The 25,250-nt window shown below is 61.4% G+C and carries 22 protein-coding genes; 12 read left to right on the top strand and 10 right to left on the bottom strand.

The window, feature by feature from the left end:
* The first annotated feature begins 147 nt into the window (after positions 1 to 147).
* Positions 148 to 1,349, top strand: a protein-coding gene (locus tag JV241A_RS01150) for an IS3 family transposase (protein ID WP_240047820.1) whose coding sequence is annotated in 2 segments (ribosomal slippage) — positions 148 to 454 and positions 454 to 1,349 — 1,203 coding nt in all. Because the reading frame shifts where the segments join, the coding sequence is not laid out codon by codon here.
* A gap of 98 nt (positions 1,350 to 1,447) precedes the next feature.
* Here JV241A_RS01150 and JV241A_RS01145 read toward each other — a convergent pair.
* The 3 genes from JV241A_RS01145 to JV241A_RS01135 form a co-directional block, all read right to left on the bottom strand.
* Positions 1,448 to 2,044: a DUF924 family protein gene (locus tag JV241A_RS01145; protein WP_115089295.1), complete on the bottom strand. Its 597-nt coding sequence runs from the start codon at positions 2,042 to 2,044 to the stop codon at positions 1,448 to 1,450.
* A gap of 3 nt (positions 2,045 to 2,047) precedes the next feature.
* Positions 2,048 to 3,058, bottom strand: a complete 1,011-nt coding sequence (locus JV241A_RS01140) for a class 1 fructose-bisphosphatase (protein ID WP_045193898.1) — start codon at positions 3,056 to 3,058, stop codon at positions 2,048 to 2,050.
* Positions 3,059 to 3,198: 140 nt separating this feature from the next.
* A complete protein-coding gene (locus JV241A_RS01135; protein ID WP_115089297.1) occupies positions 3,199 to 5,649 on the bottom strand; it encodes a glycogen/starch/alpha-glucan phosphorylase in 2,451 nt (816 codons plus the stop codon).
* Between the two features lie 199 nt (positions 5,650 to 5,848).
* Between JV241A_RS01135 and JV241A_RS01130 the strand changes: the two genes are divergently transcribed.
* Positions 5,849 to 6,256 carry a YkgJ family cysteine cluster protein gene (locus JV241A_RS01130; protein ID WP_233673577.1) on the top strand — a complete coding sequence of 136 codons (408 nt, stop codon included), beginning with the start codon at positions 5,849 to 5,851 and terminating at the stop codon, positions 6,254 to 6,256.
* A 156-nt stretch (positions 6,257 to 6,412) separates the two neighbouring features.
* On the opposite strand, the gene typA is transcribed toward JV241A_RS01130, so the two are convergent.
* Together typA and thiI are read right to left on the bottom strand one after the other, a co-directional pair.
* Positions 6,413 to 8,233, bottom strand: coding sequence for a translational GTPase TypA (gene typA / locus JV241A_RS01125; RefSeq protein ID WP_115089301.1), 1,821 nt, complete (start codon positions 8,231 to 8,233; stop codon positions 6,413 to 6,415).
* 128 nt (positions 8,234 to 8,361) lie between these two features.
* The gene (gene thiI, locus JV241A_RS01120) at positions 8,362 to 9,816 is read right to left on the bottom strand and encodes a tRNA uracil 4-sulfurtransferase ThiI (protein ID WP_134061225.1); all 1,455 of its coding nucleotides are present in this window, start codon (positions 9,814 to 9,816) and stop codon (positions 8,362 to 8,364) included.
* 331 nt (positions 9,817 to 10,147) lie between these two features.
* Here thiI and glnA point away from each other — a divergent pair, with 331 nt between their 5' ends.
* The 4 genes from glnA (at position 10,148) to ntrC (ending at position 15,025) form a co-directional block, all read left to right on the top strand.
* A complete protein-coding gene (gene glnA, locus JV241A_RS01115) occupies positions 10,148 to 11,554 on the top strand; it encodes a glutamate--ammonia ligase (protein ID WP_010222298.1) in 1,407 nt (468 codons plus the stop codon).
* 147 nt (positions 11,555 to 11,701) lie between these two features.
* Positions 11,702 to 12,250, top strand: coding sequence for a chorismate mutase (locus tag JV241A_RS01110; RefSeq protein WP_115089305.1), 549 nt, complete (start codon positions 11,702 to 11,704; stop codon positions 12,248 to 12,250).
* Positions 12,251 to 12,506: 256 nt separating this feature from the next.
* The gene (gene glnL / locus JV241A_RS01105) at positions 12,507 to 13,592 is read left to right on the top strand and encodes a nitrogen regulation protein NR(II) (protein WP_115089307.1); all 1,086 of its coding nucleotides are present in this window, start codon (positions 12,507 to 12,509) and stop codon (positions 13,590 to 13,592) included.
* Positions 13,589 to 15,025 (top strand): nitrogen regulation protein NR(I), encoded by a 1,437-nt coding sequence (gene ntrC, locus JV241A_RS01100; RefSeq protein ID WP_115089310.1) that lies wholly within the window; start codon positions 13,589 to 13,591, stop codon positions 15,023 to 15,025. Before glnL ends, ntrC begins: the two co-directional genes overlap by 4 nt.
* A 303-nt stretch (positions 15,026 to 15,328) precedes the next feature.
* Here ntrC and JV241A_RS01095 read toward each other — a convergent pair whose 3' ends face one another.
* On the bottom strand, positions 15,329 to 15,766 hold the full coding sequence (locus JV241A_RS01095; RefSeq protein WP_134061224.1) for a hypothetical protein: 438 nt from the start codon (positions 15,764 to 15,766) through the stop codon (positions 15,329 to 15,331).
* Between JV241A_RS01095 and JV241A_RS01090 the strand changes: the two genes are divergently transcribed.
* Complete coding sequence (locus tag JV241A_RS01090; RefSeq protein WP_010222290.1) at positions 15,765 to 16,220, top strand: tRNA (cytidine(34)-2'-O)-methyltransferase; 456 nt, start codon at positions 15,765 to 15,767, stop codon at positions 16,218 to 16,220. The two genes, JV241A_RS01095 and JV241A_RS01090, sit on opposite strands and share 2 nt — an antisense overlap.
* A gap of 98 nt (positions 16,221 to 16,318) precedes the next feature.
* Here the strand turns inward: JV241A_RS01090 and secB are convergent, their stop codons facing one another.
* Genes secB through JV241A_RS01075 form a run of 3 tightly spaced genes read right to left on the bottom strand, consistent with a single transcriptional unit; the run spans position 16,319 to position 17,523 of the window.
* Complete coding sequence (gene secB / locus JV241A_RS01085) at positions 16,319 to 16,810, bottom strand: protein-export chaperone SecB (RefSeq protein WP_038997589.1); 492 nt, start codon at positions 16,808 to 16,810, stop codon at positions 16,319 to 16,321.
* A gap of 40 nt (positions 16,811 to 16,850) precedes the next feature.
* Positions 16,851 to 17,105: a glutaredoxin 3 gene (gene grxC, locus JV241A_RS01080; RefSeq protein WP_045193908.1), complete on the bottom strand. Its 255-nt coding sequence runs from the start codon at positions 17,103 to 17,105 to the stop codon at positions 16,851 to 16,853.
* A 1-nt stretch (position 17,106) separates the two neighbouring features.
* Positions 17,107 to 17,523 (bottom strand): rhodanese-like domain-containing protein, encoded by a 417-nt coding sequence (locus JV241A_RS01075; RefSeq protein WP_010222286.1) that lies wholly within the window; start codon positions 17,521 to 17,523, stop codon positions 17,107 to 17,109.
* Between the two features lie 217 nt (positions 17,524 to 17,740).
* On the opposite strand from JV241A_RS01075, the gene gpmI reads away from it, so the two are divergent.
* The 4 genes from gpmI (at position 17,741) to JV241A_RS01055 (ending at position 22,908) form a co-directional block, all read left to right on the top strand.
* Positions 17,741 to 19,276 (top strand): 2,3-bisphosphoglycerate-independent phosphoglycerate mutase, encoded by a 1,536-nt coding sequence (gene gpmI / locus JV241A_RS01070; protein WP_115089312.1) that lies wholly within the window; start codon positions 17,741 to 17,743, stop codon positions 19,274 to 19,276.
* A gap of 152 nt (positions 19,277 to 19,428) precedes the next feature.
* The gene (locus JV241A_RS01065; RefSeq protein ID WP_208644395.1) at positions 19,429 to 20,715 is read left to right on the top strand and encodes a murein hydrolase activator EnvC; all 1,287 of its coding nucleotides are present in this window, start codon (positions 19,429 to 19,431) and stop codon (positions 20,713 to 20,715) included.
* Between the two features lie 87 nt (positions 20,716 to 20,802).
* Entirely contained in the window at positions 20,803 to 22,131 is a 1,329-nt protein-coding gene (locus JV241A_RS01060) for a S41 family peptidase (protein ID WP_115089314.1), read from the top strand.
* 9 nt (positions 22,132 to 22,140) lie between these two features.
* Positions 22,141 to 22,908, top strand: a complete 768-nt coding sequence (locus JV241A_RS01055; RefSeq protein ID WP_115089316.1) for a divergent polysaccharide deacetylase family protein — start codon at positions 22,141 to 22,143, stop codon at positions 22,906 to 22,908.
* Here JV241A_RS01055 and JV241A_RS01050 read toward each other — a convergent pair.
* Positions 22,899 to 23,639, bottom strand: a complete 741-nt coding sequence (locus tag JV241A_RS01050; RefSeq protein ID WP_134061222.1) for an ABC transporter substrate-binding protein — start codon at positions 23,637 to 23,639, stop codon at positions 22,899 to 22,901. The two genes, JV241A_RS01055 and JV241A_RS01050, sit on opposite strands and share 10 nt — an antisense overlap.
* 139 nt (positions 23,640 to 23,778) lie before the next feature.
* Here JV241A_RS01050 and JV241A_RS01045 point away from each other — a divergent pair, with 139 nt between their 5' ends.
* Positions 23,779 to 25,227, top strand: coding sequence for a serine protease (locus JV241A_RS01045; protein ID WP_134061221.1), 1,449 nt, complete (start codon positions 23,779 to 23,781; stop codon positions 25,225 to 25,227).
* Positions 25,228 to 25,250: the final 23 nt, after the last annotated feature.

Here is a 25,250-nt window from a genome sequence, read left to right as displayed (position 1 = left end):
CCACAGGTCTTGCACTGCCCCTGGGAGCACCGCCAATCCTGTGGGAGCCGGACTTGCCGGCGATCGAGCGCGCAGCGGTCGTAATCCAGGCGCCGCATGATGTGTTGGCTGGACTGGCCTCATCGCGGGGCAAGCTGAACTGGCCTAATGATTTTGGACACCTTCGTCGGGCGCTATTATGGCGCCCAATTGGAGGCAAAATCAGTGCGAAAATCTTACTCGAACGAATTCAAAATCAAAGCTGCCGAGATGGTGCTGGACGATGGTGAGTCAGTCCCTGATGTCTGCGAGAGCCTTGGTCTAGGGCGGACCGCGCTTCGTCGCTGGGTCGAGCAACTGCGCCAGGAACGAGAAGGTCAAACACCGGTCGGCGCGAAGGCCATCACTCCAGAGCAGCAGCGAATCCAGGAGCTGGAAGCGCTAGTCCGGCAAAAGGACCGGGATATCGAAATCCTAAAAAAGGCCAGTGCTCTCCTGCTTCGGGACTCCAAGGATCGTTCTCGCTGATCAACGAACTGAGTGAGCAATTTGGTGTTTTCGACTGCTGTCGCGTCCTTGGAGTTCGGCGCAGTAGTTTCTACGCATGGCGAAAACGCCAGGGACGAAAGGATCCGGTCAGAGAGGATCTGCGTTCAACGATGGCCAGCCTTTTCAAGGCCTCTCGTAGCTCTGCTGGGTCGCGAACGCTGGTTCGGGAATTGCGTCGTGCTGGCCATAAAGCCGGGCGATACAAGGTACGTATGCTGATGAAGGAAGCCGGTCTGCAATGCAAGCAACGCAGGCCGCATCGTTACCGATCATCGGGCACAGAAGCATTGATCGCGAGTAACCAGCTCAAGCGAAACTTCAACGTCTCGACGGTCAACCAGGTGTGGTGCGGCGATGTCACCTACATCCAGGTAGGCAAGCGTTGGCTGTACTTGGCGGCTGTGATCGACTTGTATGCTCGCCGAGTGGTGGGCTGGGCTTTCTCAATGATCGCCGATGCCCGGCTTGCCTGCGAGGCGCTACGAATGGCGGTCGAATCTAGAGGTAGACCGGCTGGAGTGATGTTCCACTCGGATCAGGGTTGTCAGTACACCAGCCATAAATTCAGGGCTGCTCTTGAGGAGTACGGTCTGGAACAGAGCATGAGTCACCGAGGCCAGTGCTGGGATAACGCCGTCATGGAGCGCTTCTTCGGTGCATTGAAGTCTGAGTGGATGCCAGCAGAAGGTTACGAAACCGAAGCGCAAGCACAGTTAGACATCCAGGCTTATCTGATGCGTTACAACCTTAAGCGTCTCCACAGCTACAACGGCTATGAAACCCCGGTAGCCATGGAGAAAAAGCTCAAGGTTGCGGCATGAACCTAAACCGGTGTCCAAAATCTGTTGACCAGTTCAAGCCCGCTCCCACAAGCAATGCAAATCTCTGTGGGAGCTGGCTTGCCAGCGATGAATTCAACTCAAAACCTTGAGCCCGGCTCCAGCAGAAAATCCATCTCTTCATCGGTACTCGGCCGATTCAGCAGCAGATTGCGGTGCGGGAAGCGACCAAAGCGGGCAATCACCCGCTGGTGCTGCTCGGCATAGTCGAGGAAACCTTCGAACAAGCGCCGATCCGTATCCGGCTGGGCAGCGAGCAACAGCTGATAACGCTCGACGCTGATGTTCTGCCAGTCCAGCACTTCGGCATGTTCCAGCACCAGCAGGATGAACACCCGCTGGATCGGCAGCAGCTGGTAATCCCAGGCCTTGTCCAGCCCCTGCATCACCAGCACCTGGGCACGGCGGTCGCCATCGAAGGCGCGCGGCGTGTCGCGGTGGATCATGCGCGGCAACTGATCGAGCAGCAACACCAGACCGAGCCAGCCCTGCGGGCTTTGCAGCCACTCATCGAGGCCACCGGCCAGCGCCTGTTCGACCAGGTCGCCGAAGCGCTCGCGCGCTTCGTCGTCGTGGTGCTTGCCGAACCACAAGGTGCTCTTCTCGTCAGCCACATCCTGGGGGCTGGTGCCCCAGCCAAACCACCACTCCAGCAACGGCTGCCAAGGTGCGAGCATGATTTACTCCTTGTGATAACCGGTAACGCGCTCGACTTCCTGCTTGGAGCCGAGGAACACTGCCACGCGCTGGTGCAGGCTCTCCGGCTGGATGTCGAGAATGCGCTGGCGACCGTCGGTGGAAGCACCGCCGGCCTGTTCGATGATGAAGGACATCGGGTTGGCTTCGTACATCAGACGCAGCTTGCCCGGCTTGGACGGCTCACGCGCGTCGCGCGGGTACATGAACAGGCCGCCACGGGTGAGGATGCGGTGCACATCGGCAACCATCGAGGCGATCCAGCGCATGTTGTAGTTCTTTTTCAGCGGACCGGTCTCACCGGCCAGCAGCTCGCCCACGTAGCGGGTCACCGGCTCTTCCCAGTGGCGCTGGTTGGACATGTTGATGGCGAACTCGGCGGTGGTTTCCGGTACCTGGATGTTCTCGTGAGTCAGCACGAAGCTGCCCAGCTCACGGTCCAGGGTGAAGCCCTTGACGCCGTTGCCCAGGGTCAGGATCAGCATGGTCTGCGGACCGTAGATCGCGTAACCGGCGGCAACCTGCTTGGTGCCCGGCTGCAGGAAGGCCTGCTCGTTGAGGCTTTCGTTCTGGCTCAGGTACTCGTTAGGGCAGCGCAGTACCGAGAAGATGGTACCGACCGAGACGTTGACGTCGATGTTCGACGAACCGTCCAGCGGGTCGAATACCAGCAGGTAGGCGCCTTTCGGGTACTTGCCCGGGATCTGGTAGGCATTGTCCATCTCTTCGGAAGCCATGCCGGCCAGGTGACCACCCCACTCGTTGGCTTCAAGCAGGATGTCGTTGGAGATCACGTCCAGTTTCTTCTGGACTTCGCCCTGCACGTTTTCGGTGCCCATGCTGCCCAGAACGCCGCCCAACGCGCCTTTGGAGACGTTGTGGCTGATTTCCTTGCACGCACGCGCCACCACTTCGATCAGGAAGCGCAGATCGGCAGGGGTACTGTTGCTGCGGGTCTGCTCAATCAAATAGCGACTCAGGGTAACGCGGGACATGTAAGGCTCCGAAGGAAGGGGGTAATAAAAACCCACGCAGTTTACAGGGAGAGTGAAGCGCTAGCGAGCAATCAGACACGCTTGGCCGATCAGACGGCACATCGGCCCGAGAGTTCACCCCCCGGGCCGGCCCTTGCAGCTTAGTCGAGGGCTTTCCAGATGTCGGTAGCGTACTCGCGGATGGTCCGGTCCGAGGAGAACCAACCCATGCGCGCCGTGTTGAGCACCGCCCTGCGCCACCACTGCCTGGGCTCGTGCCAGAGCTCTTCGACGCGCATTTGCGCTTCCCAGTAGGCGTCAAAATCGGCGCACACCAGAAAGCGATCGTAGGCCACCAGCGAGTCGATCAAGCCGACATAGCGGGCCGGGTCATCCGGTGAAAACACCCCGCCGCGAATGGCCTGGAGCACATCGTTGAGCCGATGGGAGGCACCGATCGCGGCACTCGCACCAAAGTCGCCGCTGCGCTTGCGCGCCTCCACCTGCTGGGAGGTCAGGCCGAAGATGAACATGTTCTCAATGCCGACCTGCTCGCACATCTCGACGTTGGCGCCGTCCAGGGTGCCGATGGTCAGCGCGCCGTTAAGACCGAACTTCATGTTGCTGGTGCCGGATGCCTCATAGCCGGCGGTAGAAATCTGCTCGGAAAGGTCGGCCGCCGGGATGATGCTCTCGGCCAGGCTGACGTTGTAGTTGGGCAGGAACACCACCTTGAGCAGGCCGCGCACGGTCGGGTCGTTGTTGACCACCTTGGCGATGTCGTTGGTCAGCTTGATGATCAGCTTGGCCTGGTGGTAGCTGGCCGCCGCCTTGCCGGCGAAGATCTTCACCCGTGGCGCCCAGCCGGCGCCGGGTTCCGCACGGATCGCCTGGTACAGCGCCACGGTGTGCAGCAGGTTGAGCAACTGGCGCTTGTATTCGTGGATGCGTTTGACCTGCACGTCGAACATCGCCTCGGGGTTGAGGGTGATGCCCAGGCGCTCCTGGATCAGGCTGGCCAGGGCCTTCTTGCTATGCAGGCGCTGGGCGGCGAACTGCTTGCAGAACGGGGCCTTGTCAGCAAAGGGATCAAGGTCGCGCAAGCGCCCTTGCGGGTCATCGAGCACATCGGCGCCTAATGCCTCGACCAGCATGCCGGTCAACTGCGGGTTGGCCTGGAACAGCCAGCGACGGAAGGTGATGCCGTTGGTCTTGTTGTTGATCCGCTCGGGGTAAAGCTTGTGCATTTCGGCAAACACGGTGCTGCGCATCAGCTTGCTGTGCAGCGCCGATACGCCGTTGACGCTGTGCGAGCCTAAAAACGCCAGGTTGCCCATGCGCACCCGGCGGCCATTGTCTTCCTCGATCAGCGACACCGCGCGCAGCACGTCGAAGTCGTGGATGCCCTTGGCGCGCAAGGCGTCGATATGAAAGGCATTGATCAGGTAGATGATCTGCATGTGCCGCGGCAGCATGCGTTCCATCAGGCCCACGGGCCAGGTTTCCAGGGCTTCGGGCAGCAGCGTGTGGTTGGTGTAGGCCAGGGTCTCGACGGTCAGTTGCCAGGCGGTGTCCCACGGTACTTCGTGCTGGTCGACGAGCAGGCGCATCAGCTCGGCAACGGCGATCGAGGGGTGGGTATCGTTGAGCTGGATCGCCGCCTGCTGCGGCAGGTTGAGCAGGCTGTCGTGCATGTTCAGGTGCCGGCGCAGCAGGTCCTGCAACGAGGCGGAAACGAAGAAGTATTCCTGGCGCAAGCGCAGCTCCTGGCCGGCCTCGGTGCTGTCAGCCGGGTATAGCACCCGCGAAATGCTTTCGGCGCGGGCCACCTCGGCGACAGCGCCAAGGTGGTCACCGGCATTGAAGCGCTCCAGGTGCAGCTCTTCCAGCGCCCGCGCCCGCCACAAGCGCAAGGTGTTGACGCTGGCCCCGCGCCAGCCGACCACCGGCGTGTCGTAGGCCACCGCCCGCACCGTCTCGGCCGGCCACCATACCTGGCGCTGCTGGCCAGCGGCGTCGTGCACGGTTTCGACGCTACCGCCGAAGCTGATCGGGTAGATCACCTCGGCCCGCTCGAACTCCCAGGGGTTGCCGAAATCCAGCCAGTTCTCGGTCTGTTCCTGCTGCCAGCCATCGACCACCGCCTGGCGGAACAAGCCGTGCTCGTAACGAATGCCATAACCGTGGGCGGCGATGCCAAGGGTCGACATGCTCTCCATGAAACAGGCCGCCAGGCGCCCCAGGCCACCGTTGCCCAGGGCCGCATCGGGCTCAAGCAGGCGGATGCGCTCAAGGTCGACGTTCAGCCCGCCCAGCGCCTCACGGGCGACATCCAGCAGGCCCAGGTTGCTCAGGCTGTCGTACAGCAGGCGGCCGATCAGGAATTCCAGCGACAGGTAATACACCCGCTTCTGGCTCTTGCGGTAGATCTGCCGGGTATGGTCCATCCAGTGATCGACCATGTGATCGCGGGCCGCCAGGGCAATGGCTTCGAACCAGTCGTGATCGAAGGCATGCTCCGGGTCCTTGCCGACCGCGTAGGTCAATTTATCCAGCACAGCGGTGCGAAAAGCGGCCACCTCTGCGTCACGAGCGAGCGGTTCCTGAGACATGCGACGTCCTCGGGCAAGTTGACGAATGCGGATGGAGATTTCTCAGCCTAGACCGTTCGACACAGAGGGGAAGCTCTGGTTCGCGACTTTCTTGCGGCCAGCGGCAAACAAACCCGGAATAAAGCGGCAAATGGTTGTTCACAATTTGATCAACTCCGGTATCATCGCGCGCCCACAAGACTCTTCTAGCCTGAGCCCGATGAAACCGACCCTGATTGCCGCCGCCGAAGTCGACCGACTGGAAACCTGGCAGAAGTACCAAAGCCATATGTGCGGAGGCTGCAACTCGACCTGCTGCACCTTGCCGACGGAAGTGAAAATCAAAGACCTGATCCGCATGGGCGTGGTGGATGAGTTCGAGGTGGGCGAGCCGCCGAAGAACATTGCCAAGCGTTTGCAGAAGGACGGGATCATCCAGCGCTTCAACCAGAAGTCGGGGATTTTCACCCTGGCGCAGATGAGCAACGACGATTGCCTGTACCTGGACCGTAAAAGTCGCATGTGCACCATTTACGAAAAGCGCCCGGACACCTGCCGCAACCATCCGCGGATCGGACCGCGTCCGGGGTATTGCGCGTACATCCCAAAACCTGCAGCACGCCGCTAAACGCATCGCGGGGCAAGCCCGCTCCCACAGGGTTGTACATGATCTTGTGGGAGCTGGCTTGCCAGCGATGAAGCCAACCCGGTTTCATGTCCCGCACAAACAAAAACGCCCCCGGTCTTGCGACCGGGGGCGTTTTCATTCAGCCGGAACTAAGACTCAGTTCTTGGCTTTCTTGGCAGCGCGGGTACGCTCGCCTTCGTCGAGGATCTTCTTGCGCAGACGGATCGACTTAGGAGTGACTTCGCACAGCTCGTCGTCCTGGATGAATTCCAGGGCCTGTTCCAGGGTGAAGCGAACAGGTGGAACCAGGGCGATGGTTTCGTCTTTACCCGAAGCACGCATGTTGTCGAGCTTCTTGCCCTTGGTAGGGTTGACGCCCAGGTCGTTGTCACGGCTGTTCAGACCAACGATCTGACCGTTGTAGATCTCCTGGCCGTGCTCGACGAACAGCTTGCCGCGCGCCTGCAGGGTTTCCAGGGAGTAGGTCAGGGCCTTGCCGGTTTCGACCGAAACCAGTACGCCGTTCTGACGGCCGGACATGTGGCCGGACTTCATCGGAGCGTAGCGATCGAAGATCGAGGTCAGGATGCCGGCACCGTTGGTCAGGGTCAGGAACTGGTTACGGAAACCGATCAGACCACGGGCTGGGATGTTGTATTCCAGGCGTACACGGCCCTTGCCATCCGGAACCATGTTGGTCAGGTCGCCTTTACGCAGACCCATTTCTTCCATGACCTTGCCCTGGGAATCTTCAGGGATGTCGATGGTGACGTTCTCGAACGGCTCGTGCTTGACGCCGTCGACTTCACGGATGATCACTTCCGGACGACCAACACCCATTTCGAAGCCTTCGCGACGCATGGTTTCGATCAGAACCGACAGGTGCAGCTCACCACGGCCGGAGACCTTGAACTTGTCAGCCGAGTCGCCTTCTTCAACGCGCAGTGCAACGTTGTACAGCAGCTCTTTGTCCAGACGTTCCTTGATGTTACGGGAAGTCACGAACTTGCCTTCTTTACCGCAGAACGGCGAGTCGTTGACCTGGAAGGTCATCGAAACGGTTGGTTCGTCAACGGTCAGCGGCTTCATCGCTTCGACTGCGTCCGGGGAGCACAGGGTGTCGGAGATGAACAGCTCGTCGAAACCGCTGATGCAGACGATGTCGCCAGCCAGGGCTTCTTCGACGTCAATGCGGTGCAGACCGTGGTGACCCATCAGCTTGAGGATACGACCGTTGCGCTTCTTGCCATTGACGTCGATAGCCACCACCGGGGTGTTTGGCTTGACGCGACCGCGAGCGATACGGCCAACACCGATAACACCCAGGAAGCTGTTGTAGTCCAGTGCCGAGATCTGCATCTGGAACGGGCCGTCACGGTCAACAGCAGGAGCCGGTACGTTGTCGACGATCGACTGGTACAGCGGGGTCATGTCTTCGGCCATTTCGGTGTGGTCCAGACCGGCAATGCCGTTCAGGGCCGAGGCGTAGACGACTTTGAAGTCCAGCTGTTCGTCGGTGGCACCGAGGTTGTCGAACAGGTCAAAGATCTGGTCCAGAACCCAGTCAGGACGCGCGCCTGGACGGTCGACCTTGTTGATGACCACGATTGGACGCAGGCCGGCTTCGAAAGCCTTCTTGGTCACGAAACGGGTTTGCGGCATAGGGCCGTCTTGAGCGTCGACCAGCAGCAGTACGGAGTCGACCATCGACATTACACGCTCAACCTCGCCACCGAAGTCGGCGTGGCCGGGGGTGTCGACGATGTTGATGTGGTAGCCGTTCCAGTTGATGGCGGTGTTTTTCGCCAGAATGGTAATACCGCGCTCTTTTTCCTGGTCGTTGGAGTCCATGACGCGCTCGTCGTTGAGCTCGTTACGCTCCAGGGTGCCGGACTGACGCAGGAGTTTGTCGACCAGGGTGGTTTTACCATGGTCAACGTGGGCGATGATGGCGATGTTACGCAGATTTTCGATCACGTGTGTATCTCGATCAGAGGATTCGGGTTGCCGCCCAGTCTAGGCGGCGAATATGAATGAATGGCGCTCAAACGGCCCGGTGGTCGGGAGGGCGATGGCGGATGCTCCCGCCATATAGCCCCGGCGTCTTATGTCGGACGATAAACGCGCACATTGGCATGTCCCTCACTGAGCAGATGATGGGCATGCAGGCGACTCATTACTCCCTTGTCGCAATACAGCAGGTACTGGCGCGTGGCATCCAGCTCCTTGAAGCGACTGTTCAGGGCGTAGAACGGCAAGGCCTTGACCTCGATGCCGTCCAGTTCCAGGGGCTGGTCTTCCTGGGCATCAGGGTGGCGAATGTCGATCACCACCTGCCCGGCCAGCGCCTGGCTGACTTCTTCGATCTGGATATCTTCGCTGAGTTCATCGATCACGTGATCGATGGAGATCAGGCGGGCGCGCTCCAGGGCACGCTCGAGCACCGCCATGTCGAACTGCTTCTCTTCATGCTCGAGGCGATGACGCTTGGCGCAGGTGGTCGGGTTTACCGAAATCACGCCGCAGTATTCAGGCATGTGCTTGGCGAACTCGGCGGTGCCGATCTGCTGGGCCAGGTCGATGATGTCCTGCTTGTGGCTGGCCAGCAGCGGGCGCAACACCAGCTTCTCGGTGGCCGAGTCGATCACCGCGAGGTTCGGCAGGGTCTGGCTCGACACCTGGGAGATGGCTTCACCGGTCACCAGGGCGTCGATCTGCAGGCGGTCGGCGATGTTGGTCGCCGCACGCAGCATCATGCGCTTGAGGGTCACGCCCATGTAGCTGTTGTCGACCTTGCCGAGGATTTCGCCGACCACTTCTTCGAACGGCACGCTGACGAACAGCACGCGCTGGCTGCTGCCGTACTTCTTCCACAGGTAGTGGGCAACTTCCATCACCCCCAGTTCGTGGGCGCGGCCGCCAAGGTTGAAGAAGCAGAAGTGGGTCATCAGGCCGCGGCGCATCATCTGGTAGGCGGCGACAGTGGAGTCGAAACCGCCGGACATCAGCACCAGGGTCTGCTCCAGCGCGCCCAGCGGGTAACCGCCGATGCCTTTGTGCTGGTTGTGGATGACGTACAGGCGCTTGTCGCGTACCTCGATGCGTACCTCGATTTCCGGCGTACGCAGGTCGATACCGGCGGCGCCGCACTGCTGGCGCAGCTGGCTGCCGACGTAGCGGTCGACGTCCATCGAGCTGAAATCGTGGTGGCCGCCGCGCTTGCAGCGTACGGCGAAGCGCTTGCCGGCCAGCAGGTGACCGAAGTGCTGCTTGCACTTGGCGACGATGTCGTCGAAATCACCCAGCGGGTATTCGTCGACCTGCAGGAAGTGGGCAATGCCCGGCATGCAGGTCAGACGCTCGGTCATCTCGCGCAGGACCTTCTCGTCCTCGATATGAGTGATCACTTCGAGGTTATCCCAGACACCGTTAACCGCGAGCGCAGGATCGAGGTCCTTGAGCACGTTGCGGATGTTGCGGGCCAGTTGACGGATGAAGCGCTTGCGAACCGGCCGGCTCTTGATGGTGATCTCTGGGAAGACTTTTACGATTAGTTTCATGAAAAACAGCGCGCGAGGTGCCGACTAAAAAAGTGGGGCGCGGATTATAGCGGAAATTGCTCAAGCTTTGAGCAACTTTTGTACAGAAGGTTTTCTGTGCGCCAAAATGGTGCATCATGCCCGATTAGCGCATCTTTAAAGTGCAGAAAAAAGCCGTGAATTTGCGAAATCGGCCGAAAACGCTTGGGTTTGGGGCAAAAATCCCAACTCGGGGCACTGGCATGCAATTTGCTCCCTTGTGAGGCAGGTTGCCTTGGCCGACTATTCGCGCCCGGCATCACCCAAATTAAAGGGCTGCACAGGCAAGCTCTACCCCACCCCGGAGGACACTATGTCGAAGTCGGTTCAACTCATCAAAGATCATGACGTTAAATGGATTGATCTGCGCTTCACTGACACCAAAGGCACTCAGCACCACGTGACCATGCCAGCTCGTGATGCGCTGGATGAAGATTTCTTCGAAGCCGGCAAGATGTTCGACGGTTCCTCCATCGCCGGCTGGAAAGGCATCGAAGCTTCCGACATGATCCTGATGCCGGACGACGCCTCCGCCGTGCTCGACCCGTTCACCGAAGAACCGACCCTGATCCTGGTCTGCGACATCATCGAACCGTCGACCATGCAAGGCTATGACCGCGACCCACGCGCCATCGCCCGCCGCGCCGAAGAGTACCTGAAGACCACCGGTATCGGTGACACCGTCTTCGTCGGTCCAGAGCCTGAATTCTTCATCTTCGACGAAGTGAAGTTCAAGTCCGATATCTCCGGCTCGATGTTCAAGATCTACTCCGAACAAGGCTCGTGGATGTCCGACCAGGACGTCGAAGGCGGCAACAAAGGCCACCGTCCGGGCGTCAAAGGCGGCTACTTCCCAGTACCTCCGTTCGACCACGACCACGAAATCCGTACTGCCATGTGCAACGCCATGGAAGAAATGGGCCTGGTCATCGAAGTGCACCACCACGAAGTGGCAACTGCCGGCCAGAACGAAATCGGCGTGCAGTTCAACACCCTGGTGAAGAAGGCTGACGAAGTTCAGACCCTCAAGTATTGCGTACACAACGTTGCCGACGCCTACGGCCGCACCGCGACCTTCATGCCTAAGCCGCTGTACGGCGACAACGGCTCGGGCATGCACGTGCACATGTCCATCTCCAAAGATGGCAAGAACACCTTCTCCGGCGAAGGCTATGCCGGCCTGTCCGACACCGCCCTGTACTTCATCGGCGGTATCATCAAGCACGGTAAAGCCCTGAACGGCTTCACCAACCCGGCTACCAACTCCTACAAGCGTCTGGTACCAGGCTTCGAAGCTCCGGTAATGCTGGCCTACTCGGCTCGCAACCGTTCCGCCTCGATCCGCATCCCTTACGTTTCCAGCCCGAAAGCCCGCCGTATCGAAGCGCGCTTCCCGGACCCGGCTGCCAACCCGTACCTGTGCTTCGCGGCACTGATGATGGCCGGCCTGGACGGTATCCAGAACAAGATCCACCCAGGCGATGCCGCCGACAAGAACCTGTACGACCTGCCGCCTGAAGAGGCGAAAGAGATCCCGCAGGTGTGCGGCAGCCTGAAAGAAGCCCTGGAAGAGCTGGACAAGGGCCGCGCGTTCCTGACCAAGGGCGGCGTGTTCTCCGATGACTTCATCGATGCCTACATCGCGCTGAAAAGCGAAGAAGAAATCAAGGTCCGCACCTTCGTACACCCACTGGAATACGAGCTGTACTACAGCTGCTAATCCGGTAACGCTCGCGCAAGCGGCGTAGTGCAAGAGAGGCCTCCTTCGGGAGGCCTTTTGTTTTTCTGACATTCTTATGCGCATTGGCCGACAGGAAAAAAGGCCAAAAAGCTGCACACTGCTCTTTTACCGCTTCGGACCCTCGCCATGCGTATGCCCCTGTTCGCCCTGCTCCTTGCGCCAACCTTGCTCCTGCAAGGGTGCGCCTCGACACCCGCACCGCCAGTTGCCCTGTCGCGCTTGCTCGATAGCGTGAATCAACGCCTGGATATCGCCGACGATGTCGCCCTGAACAAATGGGACTCGGGCCAGCCTGTAGAAGCGCCCGAGCGTGAGCAGCAGGTCATCGCCAATGCCCGCACCCAGGCCGTGCGCTTTGGTGTGGACGAGCACCGGGCAGGCGTGTTCTTCGCCGACCAGATCGAAGCCAACAAGCTGCTCCAGTACCGCGCACTTTCACGCTGGCATGCCGCAGGCAGCGCACCACAAACGCCACGGGTCGATCTGGGCAGCCAATTGCGCCCGCAACTGGATCGCCTGCAACGCACACTGCTGAGCCAACTGGCAGAGTTTGATCGCAACCGCCCGGCCCAATGCCAGGCGACCCTGGCCCAAGCCATCGCACAACAAGACAAAGACCCGCAGCAGTCCCTGGCCCTGATCCGCGCGACGACGCATTTGTGCTCGCCGCAGTAATCCTTCCTCTATGCTCTATATTGGTGCACGCATCTGCTTGCACCTGAGCAACTCAGCCCATTTTGGTTCGCGAAAAGTGCGACCTCAGGACTTTGTAGGCGTTTTTCGCGCAAATACAGGTCTTAATCCGGAAATTCCGCTTCTTTTCGGAGCCTTGGTTTGCTTTTTGCATTTTCTTTGTACCAGCGGATTACCAGCGCCCGCGACCTGGCCCTGTGCCGAGGTTGTATGAGCCAAAAGAGGTCAACGACGCCCCATGACCATTAGCGATGCACTGCACCGACTGCTACTGGACAACCTGACCACCGCCACCATCCTGCTCGACGCCGAACTGCGCCTTGAGTACATGAACCCGGCGGCGGAGATGCTCCTGGCCATCAGTGGCCAACGCAGCCACGGGCAATTCATCAGCGAACTGTTCACCGAATCGCCCGAGGCGCTCAACTCCCTGCGCCAGGCGGTGGAGCACGCGCACCCTTTCACCAAGCGCGAAGCCCAACTGACCTCGCTGACTGGCCAGACCCAGACCGTCGACTACGCGGTGACGCCGATCCTCAGCAAAGGCGCGACCCTGCTGTTGCTTGAAGTGCATCCGCGTGACCGCTTGCTGCGCATCACCAAGGAAGAGGCCCAGCTGTCCAAGCAGGAAACCACCAAGATGCTGGTGCGCGGCCTGGCCCACGAGATCAAGAACCCGCTCGGCGGCATTCGCGGCGCCGCCCAGCTGCTGGCCCGCGAGCTGCCGGAAGAAGGCCTGAAGGATTACACCAATGTGATCATTGAAGAGGCCGACCGCCTGCGCAACCTGGTCGACCGCATGCTCGGCTCGAACAAGCTGCCATCGCTGGCCCTGACCAACATCCATGAGGTGCTGGAGCGGGTCTGCAGCCTGGTCGAGGCCGAAACCCAGGGCGGCATCACCCTGGTGCGCGACTACGACCCGAGCCTGCCGGATGTGTTGATCGACCGCGAACAGATGATCCAGGCGGTGCTCAACATCGTGCGCAACGCCATGCAGGCCATCAGCGGCCAGAACGAACTGCGCCTGGGCCGCATCAGCCTGCGCACGCGAGCCATGCGCCAGTTCACCATCGGCCACACCCGTCATCGCCTGGTGGCCCGCATCGAGATCATCGACAACGGTCCCGGCATCCCTGCCGAGCTGCAGGAAACCATCTTCTACCCCATGGTCAGCGGCCGCCCGGACGGTACCGGGCTGGGCCTGGCCATAACCCAGAACATCATCAGCCAGCACCAGGGCCTGATCGAGTGTGACAGCCACCCTGGCCACACCACCTTCTCGATCTTCCTGCCGCTGGAACAAGGAGCCACCGCCTCATGAGCCGAAGTGAAACCGTCTGGATCGTCGACGATGATCGTTCCATCCGCTGGGTGCTGGAGAAGGCCTTGCAACAGGAAGGCATGACCACCCAGAGCTTCGACAGCGCCGACGGGGTCATGAGCCGCCTGGCCCGGCAGCAGCCGGACGTAATCATTTCCGACATCCGCATGCCTGGCGCCAGCGGCCTTGACCTGCTGGCGCAGATTCGCGAGCAGCACCCGCGCCTGCCGGTGATCATCATGACCGCCCATTCCGACCTGGACAGCGCGGTGGCGTCCTATCAGGGCGGTGCCTTCGAGTACCTGCCCAAACCGTTCGACGTCGATGAAGCGGTATCGCTGGTCAAGCGTGCCAACCAGCATGCCCAGGAGCAACAAGGCCTGGACGTGGCACCGAGCCTGACCCGCACCCCGGAAATCATCGGCGAAGCGCCGGCGATGCAGGAAGTGTTCCGCGCCATCGGCCGCCTGAGCCATTCCAACATCACTGTGCTGATCAACGGCGAGTCCGGTACCGGTAAAGAACTGGTCGCCCACGCCCTGCACCGCCACAGCCCGCGGGCGGCGTCGCCGTTCATCGCCCTGAACATGGCGGCGATCCCCAAGGACCTGATGGAGTCGGAACTGTTCGGCCATGAGAAAGGCGCCTTCACCGGCGCCGCCAACCTGCGCCGCGGCCGCTTCGAGCAAGCCGATGGCGGCACCCTGTTCCTCGACGAGATCGGCGACATGCCGGCCGACACCCAGACCCGCCTGCTGCGGGTGCTGGCCGATGGCGAGTTCTACCGGGTGGGCGGGCATGTGCCGGTCAAGGTCGATGTGCGGATCATCGCCGCCACCCACCAGAACCTGGAAACCCTGGTGCAGGCCGGCAAGTTCCGTGAAGACCTGTTCCACCGCCTGAACGTGATCCGCATCCACATCCCGCGCCTGGCCGATCGTCGCGAAGACATCCCGACCCTGGCCAGGCACTTCCTGGGTCGCGCAGCCCAGGAACTGGCCGTGGAGCCCAAACTGCTCAAGGCAGAAACCGAGGAATTCATCCGCAACCTGCCGTGGCCGGGCAACGTGCGTCAGCTGGAGAACACCTGCCGCTGGATCACGGTGATGGCCTCGGGGCGTGAAGTGCATATCGGCGACCTGCCACCCGAGCTGCTCAACCTGCCGCAAGACGCGGCGCCGGTGACCAACTGGGAACAGGCCCTGCGCCAATGGGCCGACCAGGCCCTGGCCCGTGGCCAATCGAGCCTGCTCGACAGCGCCGTACCGAGCTTCGAGCGGATCATGATCGAGACCGCGCTCAAGCACACCGCAGGCCGCCGCCGCGATGCCGCCGTGCTGCTGGGCTGGGGCCGCAACACCCTGACGCGCAAGATCAAGGAGTTGGGGATGAAGGTCGATGGCGGCGATGAGGACGGTGACGACGAGGCCTGACCTGTGGGAGCTGGCTTGCCAGCGATCGAGCGCGAAGCGGTCGCCCGGCCTGTAGAGAATGCACAGACTGCAGTGACCTCATCGCTGGCAAGCCAGCTCCCACAAGATTGCAATTTGCCCCATTGATGCACCGACCCCGCTATCGGTGCACCGCCTGAAGGCACAAATCCCCGGCAAAACCCTGCCTAACCCCGTAAACCCGCCATTTTGCGCACTGCAACAAAACTGGCACACACCCTGCATTAGTATCAGTACTTCCAGTTTTGGGGACCTTGGTACAGGCAGGCCGGGGAATCCCCTCTTTTATTCGCGCAGCCTCACCTGCACCCGCCAGCGTTCGCCCTCCTCTGCACCGGCCCATTCGCCGTGCAGGGGGCGGGCCGCGACCAGGGTCACCAGCAAGCCACCATCACTGTTCTGCACCCGCCAGCTCACCGGCTTGCCCTGCAACTGCAACTGACCGCGTGCAGCCCTGCCCTCGGCCTCGAACAGCAGCGTCAGGGTGCCTTCGACCTCTTCGCCGTGCAGCTTGGGTTCTTCGTTGAACCACAGGTTCAAGCCGGCCTCGACCACCTCGATCTGCTCCAGCACCCGCGGTTCGGGCGCGGTCAGGCGACCGATCATCAGCCCCACCAGCATGCCGAACAGCGCCAGGGAAAACAGCACGCGCGGCCATAGCTGCGAACGCGGGTCCGGTTCAGGAGTAGAATACTCGCCATCTTTATGTTCGGAGCCGTGCATGTTTCACGTCATCCTCTTTCAACCAGAGATTCCGCCGAATACCGGCAACATCATCAGACTGTGCGCCAACAGCGGCTGCCACCTGCACCTGATCGAGCCGATCGGCTTCGAGCTGGACGACAAGCGCTTGCGCCGGGCCGGTCTGGACTACCACGAGTATGCCACGCTCAAGCGCCACGCAGACCTGCCCAGCTGCCTGGAAAGCCTAGGCCAGCCACGGCTGTTCGCGTTCACCACGAAAGCCTCGCACCCCTACCACGAAACTGCTTTCCAGCCGGGTGACGCCTTTCTGTTCGGCCCGGAAAGCCGTGGCCTGCCCGCCGAGGTGCTGGACAGCCTGCCCGCCGAGCAACGCCTGCGCCTGCCGATGCGTCCGGGTTGCCGCAGCTTGAACCTGTCCAACACGGTGGCGGTGACGGTGTATGAGGCGTGGCGCCAGCAGGGGTTTGCCTGAGGAATCAAACCGCAGAACAGCGCCGCTCCCACAGTGTTCGCGACAATCCCCAAGAAAAAAGCGCCCATCAGGGCGCTTTTTGCTACATCGCAACAGGCTTATTGCAGCGAAGGGGCTTCGCCAGCTTCCTGCATGCGTTGCATTTCCTGAGCGTACAGGGCGTCGAAGTTGACCGGCGAGAGCATCAGTGCCGGGAACGAACCACGGGTCACCAGGCTGTCCAGCGCTTCACGGGCGTACGGGAACAGGATGTTCGGGCAGAACGCGCCCAGGGTGTGGCTCATCGATGCCGGGTCGAGGTTCTTGATCAGGAAGATACCGGCCTGCTGCACTTCAGCGATGAAGGCTACTTCGTCGCCGTTCTTCACGGTCACCGACAGGGTCAGCACGACTTCGTGGAAGTCGCCTTCCAGGCCTTTCTGCTTGGTGTTCAGGTCCAGGGCAACGCTCGGTTCCCACTGCTGACGGAAGATCGCCGGGCTTTTGGGCGCTTCGAACGACAGGTCGCGCACGTAGATGCGCTGCAGGGAGAACTGCGGCGTGTTGTCGTCGGCTGCGGCTGCGGCGTCGTTGTTCTGTTGATCAGTCATGACAGATCCTTCTTTCCAGAGTCTTTAATGGGTTTCTGATTCAGGCCTTGAGCAGCGCGTCGAGCTTGCCGGCGCGCTCCAGGGCATACAGGTCGTCGCAACCGCCGACGTGGGTGGAGCCGATCCAGATCTGCGGCACCGAGGTACGGCCGGCCTTCTGGCTCATTTCGGCGCGCACCTGAGGCTTGCCATCGACCTTGATCTCTTCGAAGGCCACGCCTTTGCTTTCGAGCAGGTATTTTGCCCGCGAGCAGTAAGGGCAGTAATCGCTGGAGTAGACGATGACGTTGCTCATATCACTTCACCAGCGGCAGGTTATCGGCCTTCCAGCTCGACACGCCACCCGACAGCTTGGCAGCGGTGAAGCCGGCCTTGAGCAGTTCGCGCGCGGTGGTGCCGGCGTGCTGGCCCATGGCGTCGACGATGATCAGGGTCTTGTTGGCCTTGTGCTTTTCCAGCTCGCCGATGCGCGCGGCAACCTTGTCCTGGGGAATATTCACGGCGCCAACGATATGGCCGGCGGCGTAGTCCTTGCTCGAACGGATGTCGATCACCAGGCCCTTGTCGGCGTTGACCAGCGCGGTCAGTTCGCCAGTGCTGAGGCTGCGGCCGCCCTTGCGTGCTTCGGTGACGATCAGCAAAACCAGCAGAACGACGAAGATACCGACCAGCAGATAGTGATTTGTTGCGAATTCAATCAGGTGAGCAACCATCGGAGGGTGTTCCAGGCCATTAAAAATGTTGGCCAGTATACACAGCCCCCAAGGTCGGCCAAAGCCCGCCGGGCAGGGTTATCGCCAGTAATTCTCATTACCGGGCTGCAGCCCGTCGGCCCGCGCTGCCGGGCCTGCAAGGTTAATTCGTCATTGCTGGCCAATTTGCCCTAAAATGCGTGCCTTTATCATCTGAACAACCGTGAGTGTGGGATTGATGACGAGCACGCCAAAACCCTTGGTCCTGATCATCCTGGATGGTTTCGGTCACAGCGAAAGCCACGAATACAACGCCATCTATTCGGCCAATACGCCGGTCTATGATCGCCTGCGCGCTACCCAGCCGCACGGCTTGATCTCCGGCTCCGGCATGGATGTCGGCCTGCCGGACGGGCAAATGGGCAACTCCGAGGTCGGCCACATGAACCTCGGCGCCGGCCGCGTGGTGTACCAGGACTTCACCCGGGTGACCAAGGCGATCAAGGACGGCGAGTTCTTCGAAAACCCGGTGCTGTGTGGCGCGGTCGACAAGGCTGTCGGTGCCGGCAAGGCCGTGCACATCCTTGGCCTGCTCTCCGATGGCGGCGTGCACAGCCACCAGGACCACCTGGTGGCCATGGCCGAGCTTGCCGCCAAGCGCGGTGCCGAGAAAATCTACCTGCACGCGTTCCTCGACGGCCGCGACACCCCGCCAAAAAGCGCGCAATCCTCGATCGAGTTGCTCGATGCCGCCTTCGCCAAGCTCGGCAAAGGCCGCATCGCCAGCTTGATCGGCCGCTACTACGCCATGGACCGCGACAACCGCTGGGACCGTGTATCGGCAGCCTACAACCTGATCGTCGACAGCAGCGCCGAATTCAGCGCCGACACGGCCCTGGCCGGCCTTGAAGCCGCCTATGCCCGCGACGAGAGCGACGAATTCGTCAAGGCCACGCGCATTGGCGAGGCGGTCAAGGTCGAAGACGGCGACGCAGTGATCTTCATGAACTTCCGCGCCGACCGCGCCCGCGAACTGTCGCGGGTGTTCGTCGAGCCCGAGTTCAACGAATTCCCACGTGCACGCCTGCCCAAACTGGCCGCCTACATCGGCCTGACCCAATACTCGGCGAAAATCCCGGCCCCGGCCGCATTCGCCCCGGGCAGCCTGAACAACGTGCTCGGCGAATACCTGGCGAAAAACGGCAAGACCCAGCTGCGCATCGCCGAAACCGAGAAATACGCCCACGTCACCTTCTTCTTCTCCGGTGGCCGTGAAGAGCCCTTCGAAGGCGAAGAACGCATCCTCATCCCGTCGCCAAAGGTCGCCACCTATGACCTGCAGCCGGAAATGAGCGCGCCGGAGGTCACCGACCGCATCGTCGAAGCCATCGAGCAGCAGCGCTATGACGTGATCGTGGTCAACTACGCCAACGGCGACATGGTCGGCCACAGCGGCGTGTTCGAGGCCGCAGTCAAGGCCGTCGAGGCGCTGGACCTGTGCGTCGGGCGCATCGTCGAGGCGCTGGACAAGGTCGGCGGCGAAGCGCTGATCACCGCCGACCACGGCAACGTCGAGCAGATGGAAGACGAATGCACCGGCCAGGCGCACACCGCGCACACCACCGAGCCGGTACCGTTCATCTATGTTGGCAAGCGCAAAGTGCAGGTCCGCGAAGGCGGCGTGCTGGCCGACGTGGCGCCCACCATGCTCAAGCTGCTGGGCCTGGAAAAACCGGCAGAAATGACCGGCTCGTCGATTCTGATCGACGGCTAAAGCCGCTAAAGACAAGCTACAAGCCGCAAGAAAGAGCCCATTCACCCGTTTTTCTTGCCGCTTGTAGCTTGCCGCTTGCAGCTAAAGCCGTTTTTTTTGCAGCCTATGGCGGGCATACTAGGCCAGTCTCTATGCCTGGTGCCGCCCACCCCATGTTTCGCGCCCTGATCCTACTCGCCCTGTCTTGCCTGCTCAGCCCGGCTTTCGCCGATGAGCGCGCGCAAACCCAGCAACAACTGGACGCCACGCGCCAGGACATTACCGAGCTGAAAAAGATGCTTGGCAAGTTGCAGGAGGAAAAATCCGGTGTGCAGAAAGACCTGCGCTCAACCGAAACCGACATCGGCAAGCTGGAAAAGCAGGTGGAGGCCCTGCAACTCGAACTAAAAAAGACGGAAGGCGAACTGGAGCGCCTTGATACCGAGAAAAAAAAACTCCAGAGCGCCCGCATTGAACAGCAACGACTGATCGCCATCCAGGCCCGTTCGGCCTACCAGAATGGCCGCGAGGAATACCTGAAACTGCTGCTCAACCAGCAGAATCCGGAAAAATTCGCCCGCACCCTGACTTATTACGATTACCTGAGCCAGGCGCGCCTGACCCAGTTGCGCAACTTCAACGAGACCTTGCGCCAGCTGGCCAACGTCGAGAAAGACATCAGCCTGCAACAAGCGCAGCTGCTGGCCCAGCAAGGCACCCTCGACAGCCAGCGCCAGGAGCTGGAAAAAGTCCGTACCGAGCGTAAAGAGGTGCTGGCCAAGCTCAACAATGACGTCAAGGCCCGCGACCAGAAGCTGCAGGCCCGTGAGCAGGACCAGGCCGACCTGAGCAAAGTGCTCAAGACCATCGAGGAAACCCTCGCCCGCCAGGCCCGTGAAGCCGAGGAAGCGCGGCAGAAGGCCCTGCTCGCCGCCCAGGAAGCGGAAAAACAACGCCAGCGCGAAGCCCTGGCCGCCAGCAACAGCGACGCGCCGAAGAAGCCCAAGGCTATTCCCGGCCCGCTGGTCTCCAGCAGTGGCGAAACCTTCGGTGGGGCTTTTTCTGCCGCACGGGGAAAACTTCCATGGCCTGTCAATGGTCGATTGCTGGCACGCTTTGGCGAAACCCGCGGCGATGACTCGCGAGCCAAGTGGGACGGGGTGATGATCAGCGCCTCCCAGGGCAGCCAGGTGCGCGCCGTGCATGGCGGCCGGGTGGTATTTGCCGACTGGTTGCGCGGCGCTGGACTTCTGGTCATTCTCGACCATGGTAATGGTTACCTGAGCCTGTACGGCCATAACCAGAGCCTGCTCAAGAGCGCCGGCGATGTGGTCAAGGCCGGTGAGGCCATCTCCACCGTCGGCAACAGCGGCGGCCAGAACAGCTCGGGGCTGTATTTCGCCATCCGCCAGCAGGGGCGCCCCAGCGACCCCGCACAATGGTGTCGTGCCCAGGGATAGGCAACACCCCCTATTTGACGGCGTAGCGCAACTTCGGGCTGCGCCGATGCTCTACGGAGCGCTACCAGGATCAGGAGTTCGTTCGACATGCTGCACTCGCCTCGCCTCACCTCGCTGGCCCTGACCATCGCCATGGTCATCGGCGCGCCCCTGGCCCTTGCGGCCGAGCCGGCCAAGCCCGCCGCGATTCCAGCGACAACGGTCTCGGCACCGTCGGCCAAGGCACCGCTGCCGCTGGAAGAGCTGCGCACCTTCGCCGAGGTCATGGACCGCATCAAGGCCGCGTATGTCGAACCGGTAGACGACAAGACCCTGCTGGAAAACGCCATCAAGGGCATGCTCAGCAACCTTGATCCGCACTCGGCCTATCTCGGCCCGGAAGACTTCCTCGAGCTGCAAGAGAGCACCAGCGGTGAGTTCGGCGGCCTGGGCATCGAAGTGGGCATGGAAGACGGCTTCATCAAGGTGGTCTCGCCGATCGACGAGACCCCGGCCTCGCGCGCCGGTATCGAAGCCGGTGACCTGATCGTCAAGATCAACGGCCAACCGACCCGTGGCCAGACCATGACCGAAGCAGTCGACAAGATGCGCGGCAAGGTCGGCGAGAAAATCACCCTGACCCTGGTGCGCGACGGCGGCAACCCGTTCGATGTAACCCTTGCCCGCGCGGTCATCCAGGTCAAGAGCGTCAAGAGCCAGATGCTCGAAGACGGCTACGGTTACATCCGCATCACCCAGTTCCAGGTCAAGACCGGCGAAGAAGTCGGCAAAGCCCTGGCCAAGCTGCGCAAGGACAACGGCAAGAAGATGCGCGGCCTGGTCCTGGACCTGCGCAATAACCCCGGTGGCGTCCTGCAATCGGCCGTGGAAGTGGCCGACCACTTCCTGACCAAGGGCCTGATCGTCTACACCAAGGGCCGCATCGCCAATTCCGAGCTGCGCTTCTCCGCTGACCCGGCCGACGCCAGTGAAGGCGTGCCATTGGTGGTGCTGATCAACGGCGGCAGCGCCTCGGCCTCGGAAATTGTCGCCGGCGCCCTGCAAGACCAGAAACGCGGTGTGCTGATGGGCACCGACAGCTTCGGCAAAGGCTCGGTGCAAACCGTGCTGCCGCTGAACAACGACCGCGCATTGAAGATCACCACGGCGCTGTACTTCACCCCCAACGGCCGTTCGATCCAGGCCCAGGGCATCGTTCCGGATATCGAGGTGCGCCGCGCCAAGATCACCGCCGAGCAGGACAGCGAGAACTTCAAGGAAGCCGACCTGCAGGGTCACCTGGGCAACGGCAACGGCGGCGCCGACCGTCCGTCGGGCAAGGGCGGCGGCGCCAAGCCTCGCCCACAGGATGATGATTACCAGCTCAGCCAGGCCTTGAGCCTGCTCAAGGGCCTGAGCATCACCCAGGGTAAATAAGGCCAGTTGATGCGTTACCTGCTGTTGGCCCTGTTGTACCTGATGAGCGGTGTCGCCCTGGCGGCGCCGACTCAACCGGGCAAGGCCTACCTGACGCTGATCATCGACGACCTGGGCCAGAACCCTGCGCGCGATTCACGCACCCTGGCCCTGCCCGGCCCGGTGACCCTGGCGATCATGCCCGACACCCCGCATGCCACGGCGTTCGCCCGCCAGGCCCACCGCGCCGGCAAGACGGTGATCCTGCACATGCCCATGGACCCGGCCACCGGCCCCTACGCCTGGCACCCCGGCACGCCGCTGCCGGAACTGGAGCGGCGGCTGAACGCAGCGCTCGACAAAGTGCCCTACGCCGTTGGCATCAACAACCACATGGGCAGCCGCATGACCGCGGAGCCTGCGGCCATGGCCTGGTTGATGGGCGAGCTGCAGCGCCGCGGCCTGTTCTTTGTCGACAGCCGCACCAGCGCCGCCACGGTTGCTGCCAAATCAGCGCAGAACATCAACCTGGCCAGTGTGTCGCGGGATGTATTCCTGGACGATGTACGCACCACCGAAGCCATTGCCGGCCAGCTGCAACAGGGCATTGCCCTGGCGCGCAAGCAAGGTTCGGCAGTGCTGATCGGCCATCCTTATCCACAGACCCTGGAAGTGCTCGAGCGCGAACTGCCCAAGCTCAAGGCCCAGGGCATCGAATGGATAGAAATTCAGCAGATGATCGCCGAGCGCAGCAATCGCGCGATGTCCGGCCACGGGCGCAACGGTATTTACAGGTAGCGGGCGAACGTCGCCTCGACAAAACCGTCACTGCGCATCTGCTCCAGCGCCTGCTGCAGCTTGTTCACCACCTCGTCCGGCACTTCACGGTTGAGCGCCAGGTACAGCTCGGCGCCGTGAAAACGCAGCACCGTCTTGAGCTTGCTCACCCCCACCTGGCACGCCAGGTAGCGACCGGCCGGGTCGCCGCTGGCCCACAGGTCGATTTCGCCGTTCAGCAGTTTTTTCGCGTTGTCGCGGTCGCGCAGCACCAACACCGGGTTCAGGCCTTGCTTGGCCAGGTATTCGGCAATCGCATCCCCTTTATAAGCCCCGATACGATAACGCTTGGCTTCCTGCAGGCTGCTCAAGGCAATCGGGCTGCCCTCGGGGGCCAGCAAAATCCAGTCATCCGGCCCCAGCGGCCCGACCCACTTGAACAGCTTTTCCCGCTCGGGCTGGCGAGCCATGACGAAAACGCCGTAGCCGGGGGTTTGCAGGGCCTGCTCGTAGATGCGCTGCCAGGGGAAGCGCAGGGTCATGCTGTAGGGCACCTTGGCGCGCTTGAACATCTCGCGCACCAGGTCGGCGGCAATGCCATTGATGCCATCGTCGCGGGCAAAGCTCTTGCCGCTGATGGCCATGTTGTAGGGCGGGAAGTTTTCGGTGAGCAGCACCACAGGCTCGCTCGCGCGGGCGAGATAGCTGAACGACAGGCAGCTGCACAACAACAGGACAAGACGCTTGAACATGGTGGCACCGGGCTCCTTGGCAACGCCAAGAGTGCCGGGGCCTAGTGCGCCTGTCCAGCATGGCGCTCACTATCTATGTACCACACGCCGGTAGCGCGGCTTGCGAACACTTGCGCAGGCATACACAAGGAGGTTCACCATGCGCACGTTTTCCCGTCACTACCTGGGTGCCGCACTGGCGTGTTTAGCCTTGCAGGCAACCGCCGCGGACTATGGTCAAGGCCTGGCCGATCAGGCAGGCCCCGTCACCCTCGACAACGCCAACAACCAGAACGCTCACTGGAGCGGCATCGGCCGAATGTCCGCCGGATGTATCGGCACCCTGATTGATACCCGGGACCCCTGGACCGACAACAACGGGCCAGCCTACATAATTACTAACGGGCATTGCGCCAATGCAAAAAATGGCACGATTACTCATGACCAGCCAATAACCGGCACCATAGCCTTCAACTACTTCGCAGACACTGCCAGCAAACGCCAGGTCGTGGCCCTCAAGCGTCTGGTATGGAGCAGTATCCAGGGTGTCGACCTTGCGCTGCTGGAGCTTGACGCACCACTCAGGGCAGTCATGGAAACAGGCATCGTACCACTGAAAATAGACCCTCCCACTCCCGTTGGCAGCCCGATCCTGGTGGTCGGCGACCCCATCAATCCCGGCCTTGGATTACGCTTGAGCACCTGCACCATGCAAAAAGCCGACGCCCATGTCGAGCGCCCATGGGTGTGGCGCAACATTCTGCGTAATCAGTGCGCGGGAATGGATGACGGGGCCTCTGGCAGCCCCATCCTCAACCGCGCCAACAATAATATTGTCGGTCTGATCAACAGCACTTCATTCAGGTCATACAGACCATCGGCGTCAGAGGGGCAAAACTATGGCGTACCTATTACGCGCTTGTTTCGTTGCGGCATGGGCGGGCGAGCGGACTTAACCTTGGACGGCTGCGACCTGCTGCCGGGCTTCGCACTGGAGCAGCAGAATCCTAATGCATTCCAGCGTGTACACAAGATCGCTACAGCTGAGGACGGCAGCCCGCAGGTACCGTCATGGAATTATGAATTTATCATCGACACGCAGTTTTACCGTTACAAGACAACCCGGGATGCCCTGCAATGCGAGAACCCGGCTCATTACAGCGACACCCTGCCTGGGCCACGGGCCAAGATCGAAGATACTGTTGGCCCGGAGCCCGGGAGGCACTTTCTGTGTATCGTCGGCGTCGAGTCACCTGAGCAATCGGCCTCGCGCGCGCTAATGGCGAACAGCATGAGCGTAGCCGTTGACCTGTTCGAGCAAGCCCCGGTACCAGAACCGTCCGTACTGATCGAGCCTCGGCGCTCCGGTGATATCAAAGTCACCTGGACCCTCGACCCACCCCATCTGGACACCTATCGGGCAAAGCGCGGCCCGATTGCCGGTACCGACTGTGCCGATGAGCGGGGCTACACGACTTTTTTCGGTAACCGCTCCGTCGTGTTCAAGGCGAACAAACTCCCGCAAAAACTCTGTACCTATTCGCAAGACATCATCAAACAACGCTCGCCTGTTCGCACCGACCTGCTGCCAGCCCCTGCCGCCGGCTGACAGCCGTCCATGAAAAAGGGCCC

Origin of the sequence: Pseudomonas sp. JV241A (assembly GCF_900275665.1) — a bacterium.
Lineage (GTDB): Bacteria > Pseudomonadota > Gammaproteobacteria > Pseudomonadales > Pseudomonadaceae > Aquipseudomonas > Aquipseudomonas wadenswilerensis.
This window is presented reverse-complemented; position numbering and strand designations above follow the sequence as displayed.

Bases quoted from the DNA above. Each gene is read 5' to 3' on its own strand.
- JV241A_RS01060 (WP_115089314.1), top strand. From the start codon at position 20,803: ATGCTGCACTCGCCTCGCCTCACCTCGCTGGCCCTGACCATCGCCATG.
- secB (WP_038997589.1), bottom strand. From the start codon at position 16,810: ATGACTGATCAACAGAACAACGACGCCGCAGCCGCAGCCGACGACAAC.
- gpmI (WP_115089312.1), top strand. From the start codon at position 17,741: ATGACGAGCACGCCAAAACCCTTGGTCCTGATCATCCTGGATGGTTTC.
- JV241A_RS01075 (WP_010222286.1), bottom strand. From the start codon at position 17,523: ATGGTTGCTCACCTGATTGAATTCGCAACAAATCACTATCTGCTGGTC.
- JV241A_RS01095 (WP_134061224.1), bottom strand. From the start codon at position 15,766: ATGCACGGCTCCGAACATAAAGATGGCGAGTATTCTACTCCTGAACCG.
- thiI (WP_134061225.1), bottom strand. From the start codon at position 9,816: ATGAAACTAATCGTAAAAGTCTTCCCAGAGATCACCATCAAGAGCCGG.
- JV241A_RS01145 (WP_115089295.1), bottom strand. From the start codon at position 2,044: ATGCTCGCACCTTGGCAGCCGTTGCTGGAGTGGTGGTTTGGCTGGGGC.
- JV241A_RS01055 (WP_115089316.1), top strand. From the start codon at position 22,141: ATGCGTTACCTGCTGTTGGCCCTGTTGTACCTGATGAGCGGTGTCGCC.
- JV241A_RS01050 (WP_134061222.1), bottom strand. From the start codon at position 23,639: ATGTTCAAGCGTCTTGTCCTGTTGTTGTGCAGCTGCCTGTCGTTCAGC.
- glnL (WP_115089307.1), top strand. From the start codon at position 12,507: ATGACCATTAGCGATGCACTGCACCGACTGCTACTGGACAACCTGACC.
- JV241A_RS01065 (WP_208644395.1), top strand. From the start codon at position 19,429: ATGTTTCGCGCCCTGATCCTACTCGCCCTGTCTTGCCTGCTCAGCCCG.
- grxC (WP_045193908.1), bottom strand. From the start codon at position 17,105: ATGAGCAACGTCATCGTCTACTCCAGCGATTACTGCCCTTACTGCTCG.
- JV241A_RS01090 (WP_010222290.1), top strand. From the start codon at position 15,765: ATGTTTCACGTCATCCTCTTTCAACCAGAGATTCCGCCGAATACCGGC.
- JV241A_RS01045 (WP_134061221.1), top strand. From the start codon at position 23,779: ATGCGCACGTTTTCCCGTCACTACCTGGGTGCCGCACTGGCGTGTTTA.
- JV241A_RS01130 (WP_233673577.1), top strand. From the start codon at position 5,849: ATGAAACCGACCCTGATTGCCGCCGCCGAAGTCGACCGACTGGAAACC.
- JV241A_RS01110 (WP_115089305.1), top strand. From the start codon at position 11,702: ATGCGTATGCCCCTGTTCGCCCTGCTCCTTGCGCCAACCTTGCTCCTG.
- JV241A_RS01140 (WP_045193898.1), bottom strand. From the start codon at position 3,058: ATGTCCCGCGTTACCCTGAGTCGCTATTTGATTGAGCAGACCCGCAGC.
- ntrC (WP_115089310.1), top strand. From the start codon at position 13,589: ATGAGCCGAAGTGAAACCGTCTGGATCGTCGACGATGATCGTTCCATC.
- glnA (WP_010222298.1), top strand. From the start codon at position 10,148: ATGTCGAAGTCGGTTCAACTCATCAAAGATCATGACGTTAAATGGATT.
- JV241A_RS01135 (WP_115089297.1), bottom strand. From the start codon at position 5,649: ATGTCTCAGGAACCGCTCGCTCGTGACGCAGAGGTGGCCGCTTTTCGC.